The sequence below is a fragment of the Acinetobacter sp. UBA3461 genome, from assembly GCF_002381195.1.
In the GTDB taxonomy this organism is placed as follows: domain Bacteria; phylum Pseudomonadota; class Gammaproteobacteria; order Pseudomonadales; family Moraxellaceae; genus Acinetobacter; species Acinetobacter schindleri.
Genome location: NZ_DFRO01000029.1, coordinates 1 through 18,171, shown reverse-complemented (window position 1 = coordinate 18,171; position 18,171 = coordinate 1). Strand labels below are relative to the sequence as shown.

The 18,171-nt window shown below is 41.4% G+C and carries 19 protein-coding genes; 4 read left to right on the top strand and 15 right to left on the bottom strand.

Translation table 11 applies throughout. The features are described from left to right. Positions 1-350 precede the first annotated feature (350 nt). The gene (locus tag B3D47_RS09420) at positions 351-1,016 is read right to left on the bottom strand and encodes an RluA family pseudouridine synthase (protein WP_005223123.1); all 666 of its coding nucleotides are present in this window, start codon (positions 1,014-1,016) and stop codon (positions 351-353) included. Between B3D47_RS09420 and B3D47_RS09415 the strand changes: the two genes are divergently transcribed. Further along, positions 1,015-1,143, top strand: a complete 129-nt coding sequence (locus B3D47_RS09415; protein WP_264821565.1) for a hypothetical protein — start codon at positions 1,015-1,017, stop codon at positions 1,141-1,143. The two genes, B3D47_RS09420 and B3D47_RS09415, sit on opposite strands and share 2 nt — an antisense overlap. A gap of 38 nt (positions 1,144-1,181) precedes the next feature. Here B3D47_RS09415 and B3D47_RS09410 read toward each other — a convergent pair whose 3' ends face one another. The 10 genes from B3D47_RS09410 to acnD all read right to left on the bottom strand — a co-directional run bounded on the left by B3D47_RS09410 (position 1,182) and on the right by acnD (position 9,347). Then, a complete protein-coding gene (locus B3D47_RS09410) occupies positions 1,182-1,895 on the bottom strand; it encodes an SIMPL domain-containing protein (protein ID WP_286861654.1) in 714 nt (237 codons plus the stop codon). Between the two features lie 140 nt (positions 1,896-2,035). Next, positions 2,036-2,275, bottom strand: coding sequence for a DUF6868 family protein (locus B3D47_RS09405; RefSeq protein WP_286861659.1), 240 nt, complete (start codon positions 2,273-2,275; stop codon positions 2,036-2,038). Between the two features lie 523 nt (positions 2,276-2,798). Then, positions 2,799-3,056 (bottom strand): hypothetical protein, encoded by a 258-nt coding sequence (locus tag B3D47_RS09400; RefSeq protein ID WP_004814555.1) that lies wholly within the window; start codon positions 3,054-3,056, stop codon positions 2,799-2,801. A gap of 129 nt (positions 3,057-3,185) precedes the next feature. Then, positions 3,186-3,884 (bottom strand): hypothetical protein, encoded by a 699-nt coding sequence (locus tag B3D47_RS09395; protein ID WP_253170879.1) that lies wholly within the window; start codon positions 3,882-3,884, stop codon positions 3,186-3,188. 144 nt (positions 3,885-4,028) lie between these two features. Next, a complete protein-coding gene (locus B3D47_RS09390) occupies positions 4,029-4,241 on the bottom strand; it encodes a hypothetical protein (RefSeq protein ID WP_286861650.1) in 213 nt (70 codons plus the stop codon). Positions 4,242-4,430: 189 nt separating this feature from the next. Then, on the bottom strand, positions 4,431-5,009 hold the full coding sequence (locus B3D47_RS09385; protein ID WP_286861648.1) for a DUF4126 domain-containing protein: 579 nt from the start codon (positions 5,007-5,009) through the stop codon (positions 4,431-4,433). Positions 5,010-5,133: 124 nt separating this feature from the next. After that, positions 5,134-5,277 carry a zinc ribbon-containing protein gene (locus tag B3D47_RS09380; protein WP_004814545.1) on the bottom strand — a complete coding sequence of 48 codons (144 nt, stop codon included), beginning with the start codon at positions 5,275-5,277 and terminating at the stop codon, positions 5,134-5,136. Positions 5,278-5,388: 111 nt separating this feature from the next. Further along, entirely contained in the window at positions 5,389-6,348 is a 960-nt protein-coding gene (locus B3D47_RS09375; protein WP_286861643.1) for a hypothetical protein, read from the bottom strand. Positions 6,349-6,353: 5 nt separating this feature from the next. Further along, positions 6,354-6,575, bottom strand: coding sequence for a hypothetical protein (locus B3D47_RS09370; protein WP_273798530.1), 222 nt, complete (start codon positions 6,573-6,575; stop codon positions 6,354-6,356). A gap of 168 nt (positions 6,576-6,743) precedes the next feature. Continuing rightward, complete coding sequence (gene acnD / locus B3D47_RS09365; protein ID WP_286861638.1) at positions 6,744-9,347, bottom strand: Fe/S-dependent 2-methylisocitrate dehydratase AcnD; 2,604 nt, start codon at positions 9,345-9,347, stop codon at positions 6,744-6,746. 782 nt (positions 9,348-10,129) lie between these two features. Here acnD and B3D47_RS09360 point away from each other — a divergent pair. Together B3D47_RS09360 and B3D47_RS09355 are read left to right on the top strand one after the other, a co-directional pair. Beyond that, positions 10,130-12,268 carry a multicopper oxidase family protein gene (locus tag B3D47_RS09360; RefSeq protein ID WP_286861635.1) on the top strand — a complete coding sequence of 713 codons (2,139 nt, stop codon included), beginning with the start codon at positions 10,130-10,132 and terminating at the stop codon, positions 12,266-12,268. A gap of 116 nt (positions 12,269-12,384) precedes the next feature. Next, positions 12,385-13,110 (top strand): YgfZ/GcvT domain-containing protein, encoded by a 726-nt coding sequence (locus B3D47_RS09355; RefSeq protein ID WP_286861632.1) that lies wholly within the window; start codon positions 12,385-12,387, stop codon positions 13,108-13,110. A gap of 42 nt (positions 13,111-13,152) precedes the next feature. Here B3D47_RS09355 and B3D47_RS09350 read toward each other — a convergent pair whose 3' ends face one another. Continuing rightward, on the bottom strand, positions 13,153-13,404 hold the full coding sequence (locus B3D47_RS09350; RefSeq protein WP_273798525.1) for a hypothetical protein: 252 nt from the start codon (positions 13,402-13,404) through the stop codon (positions 13,153-13,155). 227 nt (positions 13,405-13,631) lie between these two features. Between B3D47_RS09350 and B3D47_RS09345 the strand changes: the two genes are divergently transcribed. Further along, entirely contained in the window at positions 13,632-14,450 is an 819-nt protein-coding gene (locus B3D47_RS09345; RefSeq protein WP_163165132.1) for a tetratricopeptide repeat protein, read from the top strand. A 47-nt stretch (positions 14,451-14,497) separates the two neighbouring features. Here the strand turns inward: B3D47_RS09345 and B3D47_RS09340 are convergent, their stop codons facing one another. The 3 genes from B3D47_RS09340 to B3D47_RS09330 all read right to left on the bottom strand — a co-directional run bounded on the left by B3D47_RS09340 (position 14,498) and on the right by B3D47_RS09330 (position 17,993). Further along, a complete protein-coding gene (locus B3D47_RS09340) occupies positions 14,498-15,433 on the bottom strand; it encodes an AEC family transporter (RefSeq protein WP_286861626.1) in 936 nt (311 codons plus the stop codon). An 81-nt stretch (positions 15,434-15,514) separates the two neighbouring features. After that, on the bottom strand, positions 15,515-16,639 hold the full coding sequence (locus B3D47_RS09335; RefSeq protein ID WP_286861623.1) for an NADH:flavin oxidoreductase/NADH oxidase: 1,125 nt from the start codon (positions 16,637-16,639) through the stop codon (positions 15,515-15,517). A 91-nt stretch (positions 16,640-16,730) separates the two neighbouring features. Then, on the bottom strand, positions 16,731-17,993 hold the full coding sequence (locus B3D47_RS09330) for a carbohydrate porin (RefSeq protein ID WP_286861620.1): 1,263 nt from the start codon (positions 17,991-17,993) through the stop codon (positions 16,731-16,733). Positions 17,994-18,171: the final 178 nt, after the last annotated feature.

Genomic DNA, 18,171 nt, shown 5'->3' with positions numbered 1-18,171 from the left:
TTAATGAAATAATATTATATTTCTTAATTTTTATCAAAATTAAAATATAATGTTGTTTAATAACATATACTTAAATTTACCAAATTTTGATCTTTTTAAAAATTTAATTTTCTTCATGAGACAGTATTAAGATAGGTAAACTTATAAATTTACATGGTTCAACAAAGCACATAACTATATTTAAATTAATGCTTTTTAGATCAAAAAATAAGTAAATTTGGAGAATTAAAGAAAAAATATGAAATATTTTCTCACACTTTATACAACACAATACATGAATAAAGTGTTCTGCATTCCTTGCAGAAATTCAAATATTCTTTAATAAAACATAGAGTTGAAACTAGACAGTATTAAAAAGGCACACTACCGTAAATTTCTACCGGTTTATCACTTAAGGGTTGGGTAAATGCAAGATAACTGGCATGCAGGGCCATGCGTTGCAGCGGACTACGCAGTGGTTCAGGGTGGTAGATTTTATCGCCAGTAATTGGATGACCAATATGCATCATATGCACACGCAGTTGATGCGAACGCCCGGTAATCGGCGTTAATAAGACACGGCTAATATCTTGTGCCACATCATAATCCAACACTTGATACAGGGTTTTAGAGGGCTTGCCCAGTTCCGTATGTACCATCTGACGTGGCCGATTTTCCCAGTCAGTGATGAGTGGGGCATTGACTTCGCCCTCACCTACCAGTTTGCCTTGTACTAAAGCGATGTAATGCTTATTCACCGTACGCGCCTGAAACATTTTACTGACTGCTACTTCTGCATCACGATGCTTGGCAAACATCAGAATTCCGGAAGTAGCCATATCCAGGCGATGGGTAATTCGTGCTTCCGGAAATTGCTCGCGCACACGTAAATACGCGCTGTCATGATGCTCTGGCAGACGACCCGGCACCGATAATAACCCTGCCGGTTTTTCAATCACCACCAGATCATCATCTTCATAGAGAATTTTGAGTGGATCTTGAGGTGGGCAGTAAACAAAGTTATCGTTTAGTGGCATGGCGCAATTGCATGGGGAGAAAGATGCGCAAAATAACAATGTCAATCCAGTGTGTCAATCTGAACGTTTACAGGAAGTTGATTTAAGGAGGTTATACTCGGCTTGCGACCTGGTCAGCCGGATTTAAACTGCTCAGATCGTACTGCTGAATTGCTTCCGGTTAATTTAATCTGCCAGATAGTAATCGACTGTAGATACGACACGAACTTTTTTAAGATAAGGTGTATTACTGTCGCGATCTTCAATACTGAACAGACCCTGATTAGCGGTTTTGATTTTTCCCAGACGACTTTGCGAATCAGCTGCAAATTTTTCTGCCACGCTCCGAGCATTTTGTGTGGCCTGTTCAATCATCGCTGGTTTAATGTCATTCAAGCCAGTAAATAGATACTCAGTTCGTTGTCCAGAATCATCGCCACCAAAGGCGATGCCCTTTTTACCCAGTTCTGCTAAACGAGTTTGTGCTGCCCGTACTGCATCAATATTATGGGTATACACGGTAATGGTTTGATGTGCGGTATAACGCAGGGCAACATTAGCATCACCGCCATACTGCTGTGCATATTTATCTGTGGTGACGGGTGCTCCCGTGGTAATTTCTTCGGCTTTAAAGCCTTCACCTTTCAGGAAAGACTGGATTTGCTGGGTTTGTAGTTCCATCATGTCATAAAGCTGAGTCAAATCCTGACTGGCCGAACTAAAGCGAATCGGCCAGACCGCGACATTTGCCTTAACTTCACGTTCAGACAGGCCTTTGACCGAAACAATCCGTTCATACTGTTTGATCTTGACGGCACTATTCCCCAGGATCCATCCAGCTATAATCATTCCTAAGCCGATGAGTGCCCCTAAAATCAGGGCGGGTTTAAACTGATTCATTTACCTGAGCTCCTTTTAGCGATGTTGTTGTTTTTAGTTGGACAATTTTAATAATTTGAACTAGGTCTTTGAGATTACTATTCGACCACAGGTTAAAATCACATTAATGAAAGATTCAAAACTATTATTTCTCTCTATATTTACATCAGATATAAAGTCAATAAAGGCACTAGATTAAATAGAAAAATACCAATCTTATAGAGTGCCATACCCGCATAATGAATGGCATCAAAGGTTGAATCTGATAGCTGGAACCATTTTCCATGCAACTGTTTGACCCAGTCGCGGGCAAAGACAATGATCAGGAACCAGAATATTAATATGCTGTAATTGACGAACAATGCATACAGTAAAAATTGCCGCCAGAAATCAAACTCCATCACGATTCCCCTAAAGGATATGGTTCAATTTCCAGACTAGCATAAATTGACTGAATAAAAAGAAATGGCGGATATAACACTGTTAAGGGGATTTGAATGGAAGAGTTATTTTTATATTTTCTAATGGGTTTTACTGGAGAATTTTTTAGGGTGTTGGGAAAACTCGTGATGGTTTACTTCAACTATCAATCTTTGTAAGAATTGATCTTATAGCCTACAAACTTGTGGTTCATAGCGTCCTAAGCCGGATCAAGACCTTTTGGGTAAGTACTGCTCTCGCGTTTTGCGCCGCTCACAGCATGCTACTCTTTCCGATCCCGTCACACCCTTGAGACATATATTAGCCTTGAGCACACGGAATTAATTTCCTATGTTTTTATCATTTTTCTAATTTTTGAAAAATTATTCCGATTTAAAAGACAATTCAGAGAAATAAATCTCATTGACTCATTTTTATGACGTTTTATTTTAAAAAAATGAGCTTTATTGGAATTTTATTTATCCCTTTTCTCCTTTTTTCACTTTAAAAAGTTCCCTGCAACCATTGTGCAGTAAACCACCAGCCACTCATGGCACACATCCCGGACATGATAATTGCCAGTACTTTATTCATTTTGCTTAATTCAGATGTCAGTACTTTCAGATTGATCAGATAAGCCAGCGCAAAATAGATCAGCCCAATTGCCCCACAAAAAGGCACAAATATGAGCGACCATGCCGCACAGGCATGTGCAGAAAGCGGTAGTTTCGGGGATTCAGAAACGTGGTTGGTCATATCCATACTCAATTGCCCTCTTTATCGTGCATAAAAGCGCACTAAATTAAGTCAAAGCTCTACGATTAGATGAAGCTTTGCATCCTCGTATTAAATAAATTGCAAAATGTGCGCCAATTTCAGGCAGTTAGATATTTAAAATGTGAGTTGATCAAAGTCTTTAATTTTGGATAAATAAATAGGTGACTTTTTATGCACTGAGTGCGTTTCTTTATATTTTGGTTTGCGCTCCGGATCCGTGATTAGGTTTTTACTATAGATTTTTTTGCCAGTCAGCAGATTAAAGCTGGTTTTCGACTCAAGTAAAGGACCATGATGAGAAAACTGGTCATAGCCAATCAGTCGCATATCCTGATTCTGAAGACGGAATTTATAACTCCAATAACCATAACGTCCATGCTGATACGTAAGCTGTAGTAGTCCTTTGTTAATTTCAGGTACCAGTTCAGGTGGATAATACACCCCACCATCTTCCTGATCCGAGCTGAAACAGTTCAGGTTTTGCAGAAACTGTTTATAAGTGTTCTTGTCCTTTTGCCCCAAAAGAACAATGATACCTCGGCGGTTCCGGTCTAAGGTTCCACGATATTCATCTTTAACTAAAGCTTTAGGATCTGTAGCTTTGACAATCAGTACAGCATCCGGCACACCATCTTTATTTAAGTCACCTTTTACTGCTTCAAAGAAAGAATAGTTTTTTGGGACATAAGCTTGAAAAGTTTTTTGATCTTGTTGTGACTGGCGCTGTTGAGGCTTTAAAGCTTGTTGCGCTACGGCTGCATTCGAGATCAATATGGTTGCACTGAAAAAAACTGCAAGTTTTGCTATTTTCATTTTCCTGATCTCATATGTATAGGCACATGTTGCTTATTATTTTTAACATAGAAAGATGAAAGCTGAAACAAAATGACCCTACACAATGGCAGGGTCAAAAATCTCAACATCATATTCATTTTCAATTACTGATTGATTCATGAGTTATGCCTTGCAGCATTTTTCACAACCGGTCACTTTCTCTCTAGGCCAGTTCATGCGCGCACGCTTATACGCCAGTTCATAATTGGCAAAATAACCAATCAAAATCTGAGCATCAGGATCAGGCAAGTTTTCACACCCTATCGTTGAATTATGGATCAGATGTGCACCATTGTCTGTCGTATGCTCATCAATCACAAACTTGATCATATCCATGCAAACTCCCCATATTCTTTTTTATAAAGGTAGGAATTAAAAAGCCATAATAAAAGTATGTATTTTTTAATCCCATACTAAAATTATGCCTTTTATGGATGAAAATCAATCACTTTTAAAAGTTTTTTTAGCCTTTTTAAATGAACTATTTATTTAATTTTAAATTTATAGAACAGTGACTTAGAGGATTTATGCTATGCCAGGATCAGCTTTATTTTTCTTGATCTGTTTAAACCAGCGTACCAACCATATGGTAGCAATAATTAATACTATCACCAGCATTACAGGTGCCAAGAAGGATAAAATTGAAATCAGTAGCGCACTGACCCACTCCCCTGTAGAAATGACCGGATTTCCTACTCCACCGGTGGTGGCAGTGGATAAACCTCGCAAAGCCACCGTACCAAATTGTACTGCTCCAGCAGTGCCTCCACCTACAATTAATGCGGTTGCCCAAGCTATAAACTGCGACATTTCCCCACTACTTACTGCCATCGTAGATACCGTTCCAGCAATGACAGCTGCGGGAGTGGCAATAATGTCAAGGATATTATCCACCCAGGGAATATAGTAAGCGATGATTTCACATAAGGTCGCGATGCCCAGTGTCAAACAAACCGAGGGTAAAGCCAGCCAGCCGAAGCCCTGGATTGGTTCAAACCAGTTCAGATTACAAGCGATACTCATGACCAGCAAAGGTGCGAATATACGAAAGCCACACGCTGCACTGAGTCCAATACCAATACATAAACCGAGGATCGTTTCCATACTGCGCTCCAAACCTGTTTGTGGCGATGGGTGATTTTCTTTCTCTCTAAAATAGCAAAAAGCCCTATGGGGTAATAGGGCTTTTATTTAAAACAGGTTTTTCTGTTTTATTTTTTGCTGTAGCTTAGGCAACCTTATCGTTATATTGGGTGCCTTGGCATTTGGTACACGGTGGTAAGCGGTCTGTACCAATTTCTAAGTAAACGCGATGTCCGCATTGAACACAAAAATAGAAACCTGTTCCCGGTTTAGAGCCAGCAATAACCATCTTTGTTCTCCGTTGTTTTTAGAAAATGGTGAAACTAGTATAACCCTCTGGTGATGAATGTCTATTGTCCATTTTTGTAAATGATGGTGGCAGATGGGCGAAGTAATATTTCTAAAATGTATCGGTAAAATTACACTCCAGTTTAGGTACTTCAATACTATTTACTGTAAATAGATTTAAAATATCATCTCTATCCATAAAAATGATTTGGCTTCTACGATTAGCATCTAATTTGTTACCTAACCAATTTCTTGCAGCTTTGGTAATTTCACCACCAGCAATTATATAAGCATGATCAACTAGAACTCTTTTATTAGTCTCTGGATCAAAGATTTCATGCCCTAACATCATTGTGGTTTGGTTATAAATTTCAGCAATATTATGGTTGGCTGCTTTAGAAACTCCAGATGCATCTAACTTCCCTTTTTTGACTTGTATCCCAAAATAAATTACATGTTGAGTAGGTAAAGTATATTTCATCCATATATCTTTACCGTACTCCAGTGCTTTATCTTTGTGTCCAGCAACAGTTATTCTTTGAAAGCCTAAAGTTCGAAATAATGGCAGTAATATATTTTCAATAAGTTGATCCTCAGAGCATTTTTCTAAATAACTTATTAATTGCTCTCTTTTTTTAATTTCTACTTCTGAAAAAATTCGGTGCGGATTTTCAAAAGATTTTATAGTCTGATTATCACTCAAATTTCTAATATATAAATTATTGTCTTCCCCGTAAAAAGCCTCATATCCTTCTCTAGTTAAAGGCTTGTTTAATTCAATGAGTGCCTTGATACGTTGAGGATCATCTTCTGTGGCTTCAGATTTATGCATTAAAATTCTTAATACATGCACAAATCTCGGTGGTAACATATTTGGTGGACAAGGTTCTTCTAGCAATTCTGCTAATCTGTCTGATGTCCACGCCCAACGTGTCGAACCATCATGCTTAAAAGGTAAATCACAGTCCTCAAAAAATTCTGAAATATACATACTACTTTTATACTCAAAATAATTTTTATCGCCTATGATGCACTCTGCGATTTCTCTTAAATTTTTACTTTTAAATTTCATATTTTTTATTTTTCATAAAGACTATTTCCATGTAATTTAATATAAGAATTGAGACCATCCCCAGCCTGAGCTAATTGTTTCATACGCTCAACTTTTTCAATTCCTGCACTATGATAACTATAAGTATAAATTTTAACTGTTCCATTAAATTTGACCCTAATATAGGTTCCTCCAATTTCGTAATGTGTTACGTTAGAATCATTATCGATATCTTTATAGATTTCCAAATTTATACTCAAAGAAATAAAAAACGCCCAAATTCACATTAGAGCGTTTTTTAAACAATATCAACAACTTTAATCCACCCTTGCGAAGCAATGCTTCTCACCTTTTAAAAAGGAGGGAGTTCCCTTCTTTTCCTTGTGCCATATATGGCTCAGGGTTAGGGGAGATTTTTAAACATTCCCTTCCAAGAAGTCCTGTGCAAAACGCTGTAAAACCCCACCCGCTTCATACACAGAAACCTCTTCTTCGGTATCCAAACGACAGGTCACAGGCACTTCAATCGTCTGTTCCTTACCATCTTCAGTTGCACGCTCAATCACCAAAGTCAGCGTCGAACGTGGTGCAATATTACCAATCACGCTATACAGCTCAGTACCATCCAGTTTTAAAGTCTTACGGTCTGTACCCGGTTTAAACTCAAGTGGCAACACACCCATACCGACTAAATTGGTACGGTGAATACGCTCAAAACCTTCAGCCACAATCGCTTCTACACCTGCCAGACGCACACCTTTCGCAGCCCAGTCACGACTTGAACCCTGACCATAGTCTTTACCAGCAATCACGATCAACGGCTGCTTGCGGTTCATGTAGGTTTCTATCGCCTCCCACATGCGCATCACTTCGCCTTCCGGCTCCACACGTGCTTTTGAACCCTGCTTGATGGTACCGTCAGAACGGACCACCATTTCGTTATACAGCTTTGGATTCGCTAGGGTTGCACGCTGTGCAGTTAGGTGATCGCCACGGTGCGTCGCATAAGAATTAAAATCTTCCTCGGGCACACCCATTTTTGCTAAGTATTCACCCGCCGCTGAATCACGCACAATCGCATTTGAAGGCGATAAATGGTCAGTGGTAATGTTATCGCCAAGAATAGCCAATGGACGCATGTTGGTGAGTGTACGCGGTGCAGCCAGTGCACCTTCCCAGTATGGTGGACGGCGAATATAGGTACTTTGCGGACGCCAGTCATACAGCGGGCTTGCTGCCTTCTCGCGCTCGCCCAGATCAAACATTGGAATATAAACTTTATTAAATTGCTCCGGCTTGACTGACTCTTTTACCAAAGCATCAATTTCTTCATCAGATGGCCAGATGTCTTTCAGGTAAATCGGATTGCCATCTTTGTCTGTGCCTAGTGCATCTTTTTCGATATCAAAACGAATCGTACCGGCGATTGCATAAGCCACGACTAATGGTGGAGATGCCAAGAAAGCCTGTTTTGCATAAGGATGAATACGACCATCGAAGTTACGGTTCCCTGAAAGTACCGCAGTCGCGTATAAATCACGGTCAATAATTTCTTGCTGAATTTTCGGATCAAGCGCACCTGACATGCCGTTACACGTGGTACAGGCATAAGCCACGATACCAAAGCCGAGTTTTTCCAGATCTTCAAGTACACCTGCTTCTTCTAAGTACAGCGCAGCTGCTTTAGAACCTGGTGCAAAAGATGATTTCACCCATGGCTTACGTGCTAAACCAAGCTCATTGGCTTTACGTGCCAATAAACCTGCTGCAACAGTATTACGTGGATTGGAAGTATTGGTACATGAAGTGATCGCCGCGATGATGATTGCACCATCTGGCATCAGGCCATCGGTACGGTTTTCTACTACCCCGGCAATGCCTTTTTCTTTCAGATCAGACGTGGATACACGCGCATGCGGATTCGATGGACCAGCAATATTACGGGTCACAGTCGACAGGTCAAAACGCAGTACACGTGGATATTCTGCTTGTGTCATTTCCGATGACCACAGACCAATTTCCTTGGCATAGCTTTCAACCAGTTTGACCTGTTCTGATTCACGACCAGTCAGGGTCAGATAATCAATAGTGTTCTGATCAATATAGAACATAGCTGCGGTTGCGCCATATTCAGGGGTCATATTAGAAATTGTGGCGCGATCACCCACTGACATACTGTCAGCACCTTCACCAAAGAATTCTAAGTACGCACCCACAACACGTTCCTTACGTAGGAATTCAGTTAAGGCCAAAACGATATCCGTTGCGGTAATGCCCGGTTGACGCTGTCCAACTAACTCTACGCCGATAATATCTGGCAGACGCATCCACGATGCACGGCCCAGCATCACGTTCTCAGCTTCTAAGCCACCAACACCCACTGAAATTACACCCAATGCATCGGTATGTGGCGTATGCGAGTCAGTACCGACACAGGTATCCGGGAAGGCAACACCGTCACGGTTCTGAATCACTGGTGACATTTTCTCCAGATTGATCTGGTGCATGATGCCGTTACCGGCTGGAATCACATCAACATTTTCAAAAGCCGTTTTGGTCCATTCAATAAAATGGAAACGGTCTTCGTTACGGCGGTCTTCAATTGCACGGTTTTTCTCAAATGCATCCGGATCAAAGCCGCCATATTCCACTGCCAGCGAATGGTCGACAATCAGCTGGGTTGGCACCACCGGATTGACTTTGGAAGGGTCACCGCCCTGATCAGCAATCGCATCACGCAGACCGGCAAGGTCAACCAATGCCGTTTGCCCCAAAATGTCATGACACACCACCCGGGCTGGATACCACGGGAAATCATGTTCCTGCTTACGCTCAATTAGCTGACGCAGTGACTGTTCCAGAATGGCAGGATCACAACGGCGTACCAACTGCTCTGCCAGCACTTTGGAGGTATAGGGAAGTTTGGCATATGCGCCTGGCTGAATATCTTCAACGGCCTGACGCACGTCGTAATATTCCAGCTGGGTACCTTGCAGTGGTTTACGGTAGTTGTTGTTCATAGCTTACCTGCCTCTTGAATCGTTCTTCTGTACTGCATACTTGTTGTAGATGTTTCACATCGTTTTGCAGGCATAGTACACTGTCGAAAAGCCATTTCCCAAATCTTTTATATTTCATAAACTTACATATAAAAAACAGCGTTTTTGAAATAAATGGATACATATTCTTTAAAATAATGGCTCTAAATCCTTATTTTTTAGAAAAAAACCGGGCAAATCCTTCTTATTCTTTAGTATGAGAATAGCCTTATAGCTCAAAAAATAGACTTATTTAAGATTAACGGTATGCTTTATTTTTTCATTTAAAGACAAAAGACGATTTTTAGATGACCTGAGTTTCTGGGTAGAAATAGCACTGTTGAATAGATAATTTTTTTGACTCTTTTCCATCTTCGGCAAGATCCTTAGCCTGACAATAAACCATAGCATCAATAAAATTTTCCAAGTTTATTTCTAGCTCTTTTTAATTTTGGGGGAAATACAATATGCGCTTGGTACCTGGAAACCTGTAAAGCAAGTGAGTCAGATTAAAATCCCTAACTTTTTTAAGATTTTTTTACAGTCGATGATTTCTTGCAAATTCTTTTAAATATCATAATTAATTCAAAAACTTAATACTTATTTTGGGTAGCCTATTACTTGAATAGTTTTAACCTTTTCTTGTCATCTATCTGTATATCCCAATTTGGTGATATTCACCCTTAAAACATTTCAGTACATCTAAGCGGTAAGTACTTCATAACAACAACACACAACATAAAAAATTAATAAAGGTGAAGAACATGTTACAGATCGCCATTATTGGGATCATTACTGTATTAGTGGCAGTTTTGGCTTCCAGCTGGATTGGAGGGAAAAAGCCCTCCGATCCATACAATCCGACTAAACCTACTCCTACCCATCCCACTAAACCGGATCCTCCCTTTCCCCCTTCCCCTCCCGCCTCTGCTAAATCGGAGTCACTCATTAATAATCCACCCTTGCTGCAAAAAGGTGCTAAAGGTAAATACGAACTGGTTGCGGCATATAAGACCAATAAGATTTATAACCCGAGGCAATCGCAATGGGATCAATTACTGGTTCGGGGTTATTTGACTAAAGCCAGTTTATTGAACAGGCAGGAAGCACGTGAAACCGGAATTGTGGATGAACTGGTTGGTCCACAGATTCGGGTCAAACAGGGTGAAACCTTGTCGATTAATTTAAATAATCAGCTACCTGATGAAACACCTGAAAGCTGTGAAAATATTCTCGATCCGAATGAACCACATTGTTTTAATACCACCAACCTGCATACACATGGTTTCTGGGTCAGCCCTCAGGGAAATAGTGACAATGTCTTTCTGAAAATTGCCCCACAGGCGAATCTTGATTATCAATATAAGATCGAACCCAATCATCCTGCGGGCACTTACTGGTACCATGCCCATTTACATGGCTCGACCGCAATTCAGGTATCTAGTGGGATGGCTGGTCCGCTCATTGTCGAAGGAAGCCGGGTACCTAAAGTGAAAAATGGCAAGGTGACTTCTACAGGTGATCTCGATATTTTATGGAAAGATAAAGCCAAGCATAATGATGCAAATGAAAAAATCCTGGTCTTCCAGCAAATTCAATATGACTGTACTGACACTGAAGGCCAATCTTTAAACAGCAATGATTGTAAAGGTGCAGGCATAGGCACGATGGAAAACTATGCTGGTCTGAATAGCTTCAACTCTTGGGGGTTAAATAACTACTACACTTCAATTAATGGCAAAGTATTAGGCGAATTTCAGGTTAACCAAAATGAATTTAACCGCTGGCGTATGATTCATGGAGGGGTACGGGACACTATTGGCTTAATCATTAAAGAATTACCTGGCTCCAGTCAATATACTGCCAAACAAACGGTGGATGCCTGTCTTTCCTATCAGGGGGATATTCTCATTCCCGCCTCAAAAGTTGCTTTCGATCAACTGACCAGCCTGCCAGTTCACACGATTGCCCAAGACGGATTAACGATGAGCCAGGCTCAGCCCCGTACCCTTTCCGTGTTCCAGCCAGGTTATCGTCACGATGCCATGCTCAGCTTTCCCTCCACCAATAAATACTGCATCTTTGATTCAAGATTAAATATTGATGATGAAATCAATACCAGAACTTCCGGTGAAATCACCCCACAGTTATCTCCTAACAGTGGGCTGAATGCACAGCTGCTGGGCTGGGTAAATGTAAAATCCACCAAGTTGAAGGCGCAAACTGCTGCTCAGTTTTTAAAAGATCAGGCACAGAAAATCGGCTTAAGCAAGGAGATTCAGGCGCAATTAGCGCAACTTAATCTGTCCGCCTTTACTGATCATCCCTCATTGATGACCAGAGAAATAGATAACCTGATTCAAGACCGACCGCAACAACGCTCTACTTTTGATGCCTCTTTTGGTCCAAATGGTAAATTCGGTTATCGTCATACTGATCATCCAGGCATCTATAGTTTTGGAGAAACCTTCACTGGAGAAAGTGTGGTCAATGGCAAATATGTGCGCAAGCTAGAAATAGGTAAAGTCGATGAATGGGTACTGACCAGCGCAAATCTGGGACATCCTTTCCATATCCATGTCAATCCGTTCCAGATTGTTAAAATTTTAAACCCGGATAAAAAAGACGTAAGTGAAGCAATATCGGAACCTGCAACCACGCCAAATGAGCTGGATGATGTCCAGTACCGAGGTCTAAAAGGACAATTCAAGGATACCATCTTTGTTAAACCGGGATATGAAGTGATTGTTCGAAGTCATTACAAGAAATTCGAAGGTGACTTTGTACAGCATTGTCATATTCTCGATCATGAAGATCAGGGCATGATGGAATATGTACGAATCTGTGGCGGGAAATTTGACTGTAATGCTGATTTACCTGGTTCACATGACCATCATCATTAACTCTCGTTTTTAATTAAAAGCCTGCATCTGATATTGCGGGCTTTTTTATTTGCCTAGAGATAATGCTTGCTGCACAATAGCTTGATTGATTTTTAGTATTCAAACTGAGGCTGATCATGGCAACATCTCCTGCTTTTACCTTATTTACGCTGAATGGAGTAGATGCGCAAAAATTCCTGCAAGGTCAAGTGACTTTAAATACTGAAGCCCTGGCTGAAAACCAGACACGCTATACCGCGATCTGTAGTTTAAAAGGACGTATTCTATTTGGTTTATGGCTAAAAAAAATTAATTCTGAAAGCTTTGAAATTGTTGTGACTGCTGATCAGGCTGAAGACTTTGCCAAGCACATCCGCAAGTTTGGCGCTTTCTCCAAAATGAAGTTAGAAGAAGTAGGTTCAGCTTATCCAGTTACTGCAGGTATTCATAGCGAATTTGGTCCTGAAGTAACGGATATTCAAGCTTGGGAAATGAATGCAATTGAATCAGGTCAGGCATGGATTCAGGCAGCAACCGCAGAACAATTCCAGCCACAAGAACTGCGCCTGCATCAGCGTGAAGGCATCCACTATGACAAGGGGTGTTACCTCGGTCAGGAAGTCATTGCCCGTTTATGGTTCAAAGCCAAACCGAAACACTGGTTGCATCTGGTACAAGGTACAGCTGAAGCACCAGCTATCGCAAGCAAACTGAATAATGATGTAGAAGTCGTAAACAGTGTCAATATTGACGGCGGCTTTAAAGCACTCGTGGTTGCCAAACCGGAAGCGCTTATTGAATTAGGTTTGACTGTACTCGACCTGCCTGAAGCACTCAGTGGTGATGTCGCTCGTCCACAATAAGAAAATCACCTTAAAAAAATCCTCCTATATGGAGGATTTTTTTTAAAGATTAAAATCATGGAACAATTTGTTCATATCTTTAATCACATAATCTTTAAAATGAAAAGCGCGTGCATGTTTCGCATCGAAGCGTGCAGTTTTACCTTCATACTCAAAAATATATACACGGTCTTCATTGCTGACTAAAAAGTTTTGACCCAATCGCATGAGTAATGCATCGAACTTATCCTCATCAGCGATACTGGCATCCTTACTGATTTGATCATATGCACGCTTAATGCCTTTAATAAACATTGTTTCACCCTACTTCATGGCTCAAACGCGGATTTAATCAGAGATACATAGAATTTCAAAGTTTTGTGGTAAAAATAGTCTTCATCTTCTCTTCATTACTCTCTATTATATTTGTATTTCGTGACAATTAGGATATTTACAAAGTATAAAATCATTTTATGATGTAGCTGTAATAATTTAAAAAACACCACGGAATCAGGTGTTGCATACAACAAGGTCCAGGAACCATGAAAAAAATAATATTTGCTGCGATGCTCGCAGTTTCATCTCAATATGCACTTGCCAATGCAAATACCAAAGCTGAAGTAGTTGATCCTCAATTTGCCAAGGTTGAAGCCCTAGTCAAAGCCAATGACTTTAAGGGTGCTCACACTTTACTGAATGAGTTAGCACAGAAAGGAAATGCTCAAGCACTGTATAACTTAGGCTATTTAACACAGACTGGTCAGGGCACCGCAAAGAACGAGAAAAAAGCGGTACAATTGTATGAACAGTCAGCAAGCAAAGGCTACCCGGTTGCCAACTATGTCCTCGGTAAAAATTATGCAGGCGGCACAATGGGGCTGAAACAGGATCTGACCAAAGCCAAACAATATCTGGAACGTGCATCCAGTGCCGGTTTTGATGATGCTACTGTGGATCTGGCAGTGTTACTTTTTGCGGAAGGCAAACCTGCTTCTGATCAGCAAGCACTGAAAAAACTTCAACCACTGATTAAAAAAGATAATTTCCAGGCGATTCATGCCAAAGCCCTGTATGACATCAGCCTGGGCTTTAAAAATAAAGATGAAAAACCGATTCAGCAAGGTTTAAGCTCGATTCAGGAGCTTGCCAAGAAAGGCTATATCCCTGCCCTGATGGCAGTCGCTAACATGTTTGCCAATGGTAATATCGTGCCGCAAAACCTGCCTGAAGCGAAGAAAATCTTTAGTGCCTTGGCTCAGGAAAATATTCCACAGGCCAAAGAGTCTCTGGCGGCAGTAGAGAAAATGATTGCTGAACAAAGCAAGAAACCAGCTCAACCAACGGCGCAAAAGAAAAGCTAACCTAAGCTATAAAAAGCCCCTGATTCGGGGCTTTTTTATTGGAATGTTTAACTGAGATAATAACCAGACTGAGTCAGGATGACTGCCACCACAATAAATCCCATTAAGGTACTGAGTACCAATGGCGGTAAAGCTTTGTCCTGTACCCCATAATGCTGGGCAAAAATCCCAAAAGCGATTGGCATTGGCAATGCCGCCAGCAATGTGCCGATAAAAAGCATCTCACGACTGACATCGAAAGCCGATAATAAACTGAAAATCAGCAATGGCATGACGATGACTTTCATGGCTGTCAGGAACCAGCTAAAGGCCGTCAGTGAGCTGAGATTCATGCCAATCAGGCTACCACCAATCACAAATAAGGCTAGTGGCGATGCGGTTTGCCCTAACATTTTTAAGGTAGAGCTAAGTAATTCTGGTAGTTGAATATCTAGAACTATGCACAAAATACCCAGCATAATCGAAAGAATCACCGGATTTTTCAAGATCCGTAGCAATGTTCCAGTCAATATACTTTTACCAGCTGTACCGGGGGCTTGCAGACCCCGTTCAGCCAGAATCAGCATCAAGGTCACGATCAGCAGATTTTCTACAATAAGAGTCAATGAAAGATAAATTGCTGAATGTGAACCAATCAATAAGGTCAGTATCGCCGTGCCGATAAACCCGGTATTGGACATGGAACCACCCATGGCCAGCACCCCTGACTCAGTGAGAGAAGCCTTGAAGAAATAGCGGCAGCAGAAAAATACCACGCCATAGAGCAGCAAAGAACCACCTGCATAGGCAATAAAATACTGTGGACTCCAGATATCGCTGAGATGTTTACTTGCCAAGGCTTGTAACAGAAAAGCTGGCAAGGAAATCTTCATTACAAACTGGCTCATCGCCATAATCAGCGAGGGGGTGATAAATTGGGTTCGTGCAGCAATATAACCTAAAAATACGACGGCACAAATTGGAAATAGAATAGTGAATAACATTAATTTTCTGCAGTTTTACTGCATTGTTCCTTAATATGTTCATCCCTGAACGATTAACTTCCACTCATTTAACAAGCAGTTTTATTTGTCCGCTGAAGAGAAAGGCTTAAGCAGATCACGCAAACCGTGTGGCTGGCAACGTAAATACTGAGGCGTCACCTCTACTGTTTCACCGAGTGTCGCAGCTGCATGCCATGGCCAGCGTGGATCATACAAAATGCCACGCGCAAGCGCGATAGCATCTGCCTGTCCATATTGCAAAATTCCTTCTGCCTGCATTGCTTCCGTAATCAAACCGACCGCAATCACTGGAATATTGACCGCCTTTTTAATCGCTTCCGCAAAAGGAACCTGATAATTCGGATGCACATCAATTTTCTGGTCTACATGTAAACCTGCACTCGAAACGTGGATATAGGCTGCACCCGATGCTTCCAGCGCTTTAGAAAGTTCAACAGCAGCCTCAATGTTCCAGCTTTCAGCATCTTTCATCCAGTCGGTTGCAGAAATACGCACGCCAATTGGATAGCCTTCAGGAACCGCAGCTTTCATCGCTTTAAAGACCTCTAAAGTCAGACGAATCCGGTTTTCAAATGAACCGCCATATTGATCCTGGCGCTGATTCGACAGAGGTGACATAAATTGATGCAGCAAATAGCCATGCGCAGCATGAAGCTCAATCAGCTCAAATCCTGCGTCAACAGCACGCTTGGCACTGGCAGCAAAGTCCTGAATTACTTGTTGGATTTCCTCAAGACTTAAGGCTTTTGGTGGGTGCTCATGTGCCTGAAAAGGAATATCACTGGCAGAGACAGTCTGCCAGCCCAAAGGCTGATCTGGTGCAATTTGCCCCTTGCCTTCCCAAGGTTTATCTGTAGAGGCTTTACGCCCAGCATGTGCCAGCTGAATCGCAAAGGGCATTGGCGAAAGAGATCGCACCTTTTCCAGTAAGGTCTTGATCTGTGCTGTCTGGCTATCATTCCACAATCCCAGATCTGCATAGCTAATCCGGCCTTGTGGCTGTACCGCAGTCGCTTCCACAATACATAAACCGGCACCAGACAAAGCATAATTGGCCCATTGCTGCTCATGCCAATAGGTGATTTCACCCTGCTCTGTTGCAGAGTACTGGCACATCGGAGCGATTACGATTTTGTTATCAAGTTGCAATGATCCAAATTGCACGGGCTGAAATAGTAATGTCACGCGGTGTTTCCTCTTCTTATTGGCTGATTGATATACAAAATAAAAACAGGCTCTCAAGAGCCTGTTTAGTTATAGCGTGAACAATCCAACTTTAGAAGATCACTCGTGTAGTTAAACCTAGTACTAATGCATTGTCTACTTCATTGCTAGACCCTGGATTTACTACATATTGCAGGTTTGGACGTAACATTAACCACTTTGTTGCGTTATAGCTGTAGTTGAGTTCGATATTGTATTCAGCGCTAGCATCAAATGCTGGACGTGAATCTGCAAAACGGTCATTCACATGCACACGATTCACTGCCAGACCTAAAATGTCATTTGGCTGGCTATCCACTAAACCAATATATTTCACACCAATTTGTTGTGAATTATCCACTTTATTGGTATCACGGTCATGCCAGGTAAAATTGGCAAATGAATGTAAACCCTGACGGCCACTACCTGTCGATGTTAACTGTTGCTCTATTGCTAACCACCCTGCAAAGGTACGGTTTTTTCCTTCACCTGTTGCGATGTCTTTTTGGTTAGCAATATCATCAGCCGTGTTATACATACCACCAATACGGTAGCTACCCGGTAAACCGTTCACAAAAGATTTTGGAGTCCAGACCACCTCTGCCGGAATGGTTACGCCATCCGCATGATCGGTATCCAGACTCCAGCCTTGACCTTCAGCCTTGCCATTCCCATTGTCCGGGTTAAATTCATAAACCCCCACTTGAACTGCAACTTCAGGATTTAACTGTTGTTTAACGCGTGCCCCCCATTGAGATACCGGGGTATTCATCCAGATATTACCCTGCCATTTACCCATCTGTGCAGCGCAGAATGCTGTACTGGCAAAATCACAAGCCATGACATTAAAGTCCATACCCAGACCTAAACGACCTGCTTTAATACTCAATCCTTGGTCTTTGAAGGTCTTCTCAATTGACAGTTCGCTTAAACGACTGTCTTGGTTACCACGACCAAAAGTACCTTGAACATTGGCCATGTGAGGCGCATTTCCTTGTAAATCACGCACTGAAGTACTTTGGCCTTGACGTGCGGTAGCGACTGCACGAACAGTCACACCATCCCAGCCTGCCAGTTTTTCCATATCTAACTGGGTACCTAACCATAACTGTGCAGAAGTTAATGGATCTGCTCCTTCATTACGGCCACCCTCTGCCAGATAAGCTGTATCTGTCAGTATATTTGCCTCAAACTTGATACCTTGCTGGGCAAGTTCTGTACGCTTGCCATCCCAGTCCCCTAACAGGTACTGCCCTTGAGGGTCAAATGCAGATTCAGCTTGAGCTGAAGTCATGGCTACCATGAATGGCAGTAAAGCGAGACTTAACTTTTTCATATAAAACCTAAACATACGGAGAGAGTAAAGGCAGCCTGAGACTTGCCCTGTATGACTTGGTACAGAACGTTACATAACTTTTCACTTAAATACATAGCATTTTTTTTATTATTGGTAAAACTTTAAGTTATAAGAAATAATATTTTATATAAAATTTAATTTATATAATGTATATTTT

Excerpts from the sequence above, each read along its gene's own strand:
- acnD (WP_286861638.1), bottom strand. The coding sequence starts at position 9,347 with ATGAACAACAACTACCGTAAACCACTGCAAGGTACCCAGCTGGAATAT.
- B3D47_RS09345 (WP_163165132.1), top strand. The coding sequence starts at position 13,632 with ATGAAAAAAATAATATTTGCTGCGATGCTCGCAGTTTCATCTCAATAT.
- B3D47_RS09350 (WP_273798525.1), bottom strand. The coding sequence starts at position 13,404 with ATGTTTATTAAAGGCATTAAGCGTGCATATGATCAAATCAGTAAGGAT.
- B3D47_RS09400 (WP_004814555.1), bottom strand. The coding sequence starts at position 3,056 with ATGGATATGACCAACCACGTTTCTGAATCCCCGAAACTACCGCTTTCT.
- B3D47_RS09395 (WP_253170879.1), bottom strand. The coding sequence starts at position 3,884 with ATGAAAATAGCAAAACTTGCAGTTTTTTTCAGTGCAACCATATTGATC.
- B3D47_RS09330 (WP_286861620.1), bottom strand. The coding sequence starts at position 17,993 with ATGAAAAAGTTAAGTCTCGCTTTACTGCCATTCATGGTAGCCATGACT.
- B3D47_RS09340 (WP_286861626.1), bottom strand. The coding sequence starts at position 15,433 with ATGTTATTCACTATTCTATTTCCAATTTGTGCCGTCGTATTTTTAGGT.
- B3D47_RS09355 (WP_286861632.1), top strand. The coding sequence starts at position 12,385 with ATGGCAACATCTCCTGCTTTTACCTTATTTACGCTGAATGGAGTAGAT.
- B3D47_RS09415 (WP_264821565.1), top strand. The coding sequence starts at position 1,015 with ATGGCGCAATTGCATGGGGAGAAAGATGCGCAAAATAACAATGTCAAT.
- B3D47_RS09375 (WP_286861643.1), bottom strand. The coding sequence starts at position 6,348 with ATGAAATTTAAAAGTAAAAATTTAAGAGAAATCGCAGAGTGCATCATA.
- B3D47_RS09385 (WP_286861648.1), bottom strand. The coding sequence starts at position 5,009 with ATGGAAACGATCCTCGGTTTATGTATTGGTATTGGACTCAGTGCAGCG.
- B3D47_RS09360 (WP_286861635.1), top strand. The coding sequence starts at position 10,130 with ATGTTACAGATCGCCATTATTGGGATCATTACTGTATTAGTGGCAGTT.
- B3D47_RS09410 (WP_286861654.1), bottom strand. The coding sequence starts at position 1,895 with ATGAATCAGTTTAAACCCGCCCTGATTTTAGGGGCACTCATCGGCTTA.
- B3D47_RS09405 (WP_286861659.1), bottom strand. The coding sequence starts at position 2,275 with ATGGAGTTTGATTTCTGGCGGCAATTTTTACTGTATGCATTGTTCGTC.
- B3D47_RS09380 (WP_004814545.1), bottom strand. The coding sequence starts at position 5,277 with ATGGTTATTGCTGGCTCTAAACCGGGAACAGGTTTCTATTTTTGTGTT.
- B3D47_RS09420 (WP_005223123.1), bottom strand. The coding sequence starts at position 1,016 with ATGCCACTAAACGATAACTTTGTTTACTGCCCACCTCAAGATCCACTC.
- B3D47_RS09390 (WP_286861650.1), bottom strand. The coding sequence starts at position 4,241 with ATGGATATGATCAAGTTTGTGATTGATGAGCATACGACAGACAATGGT.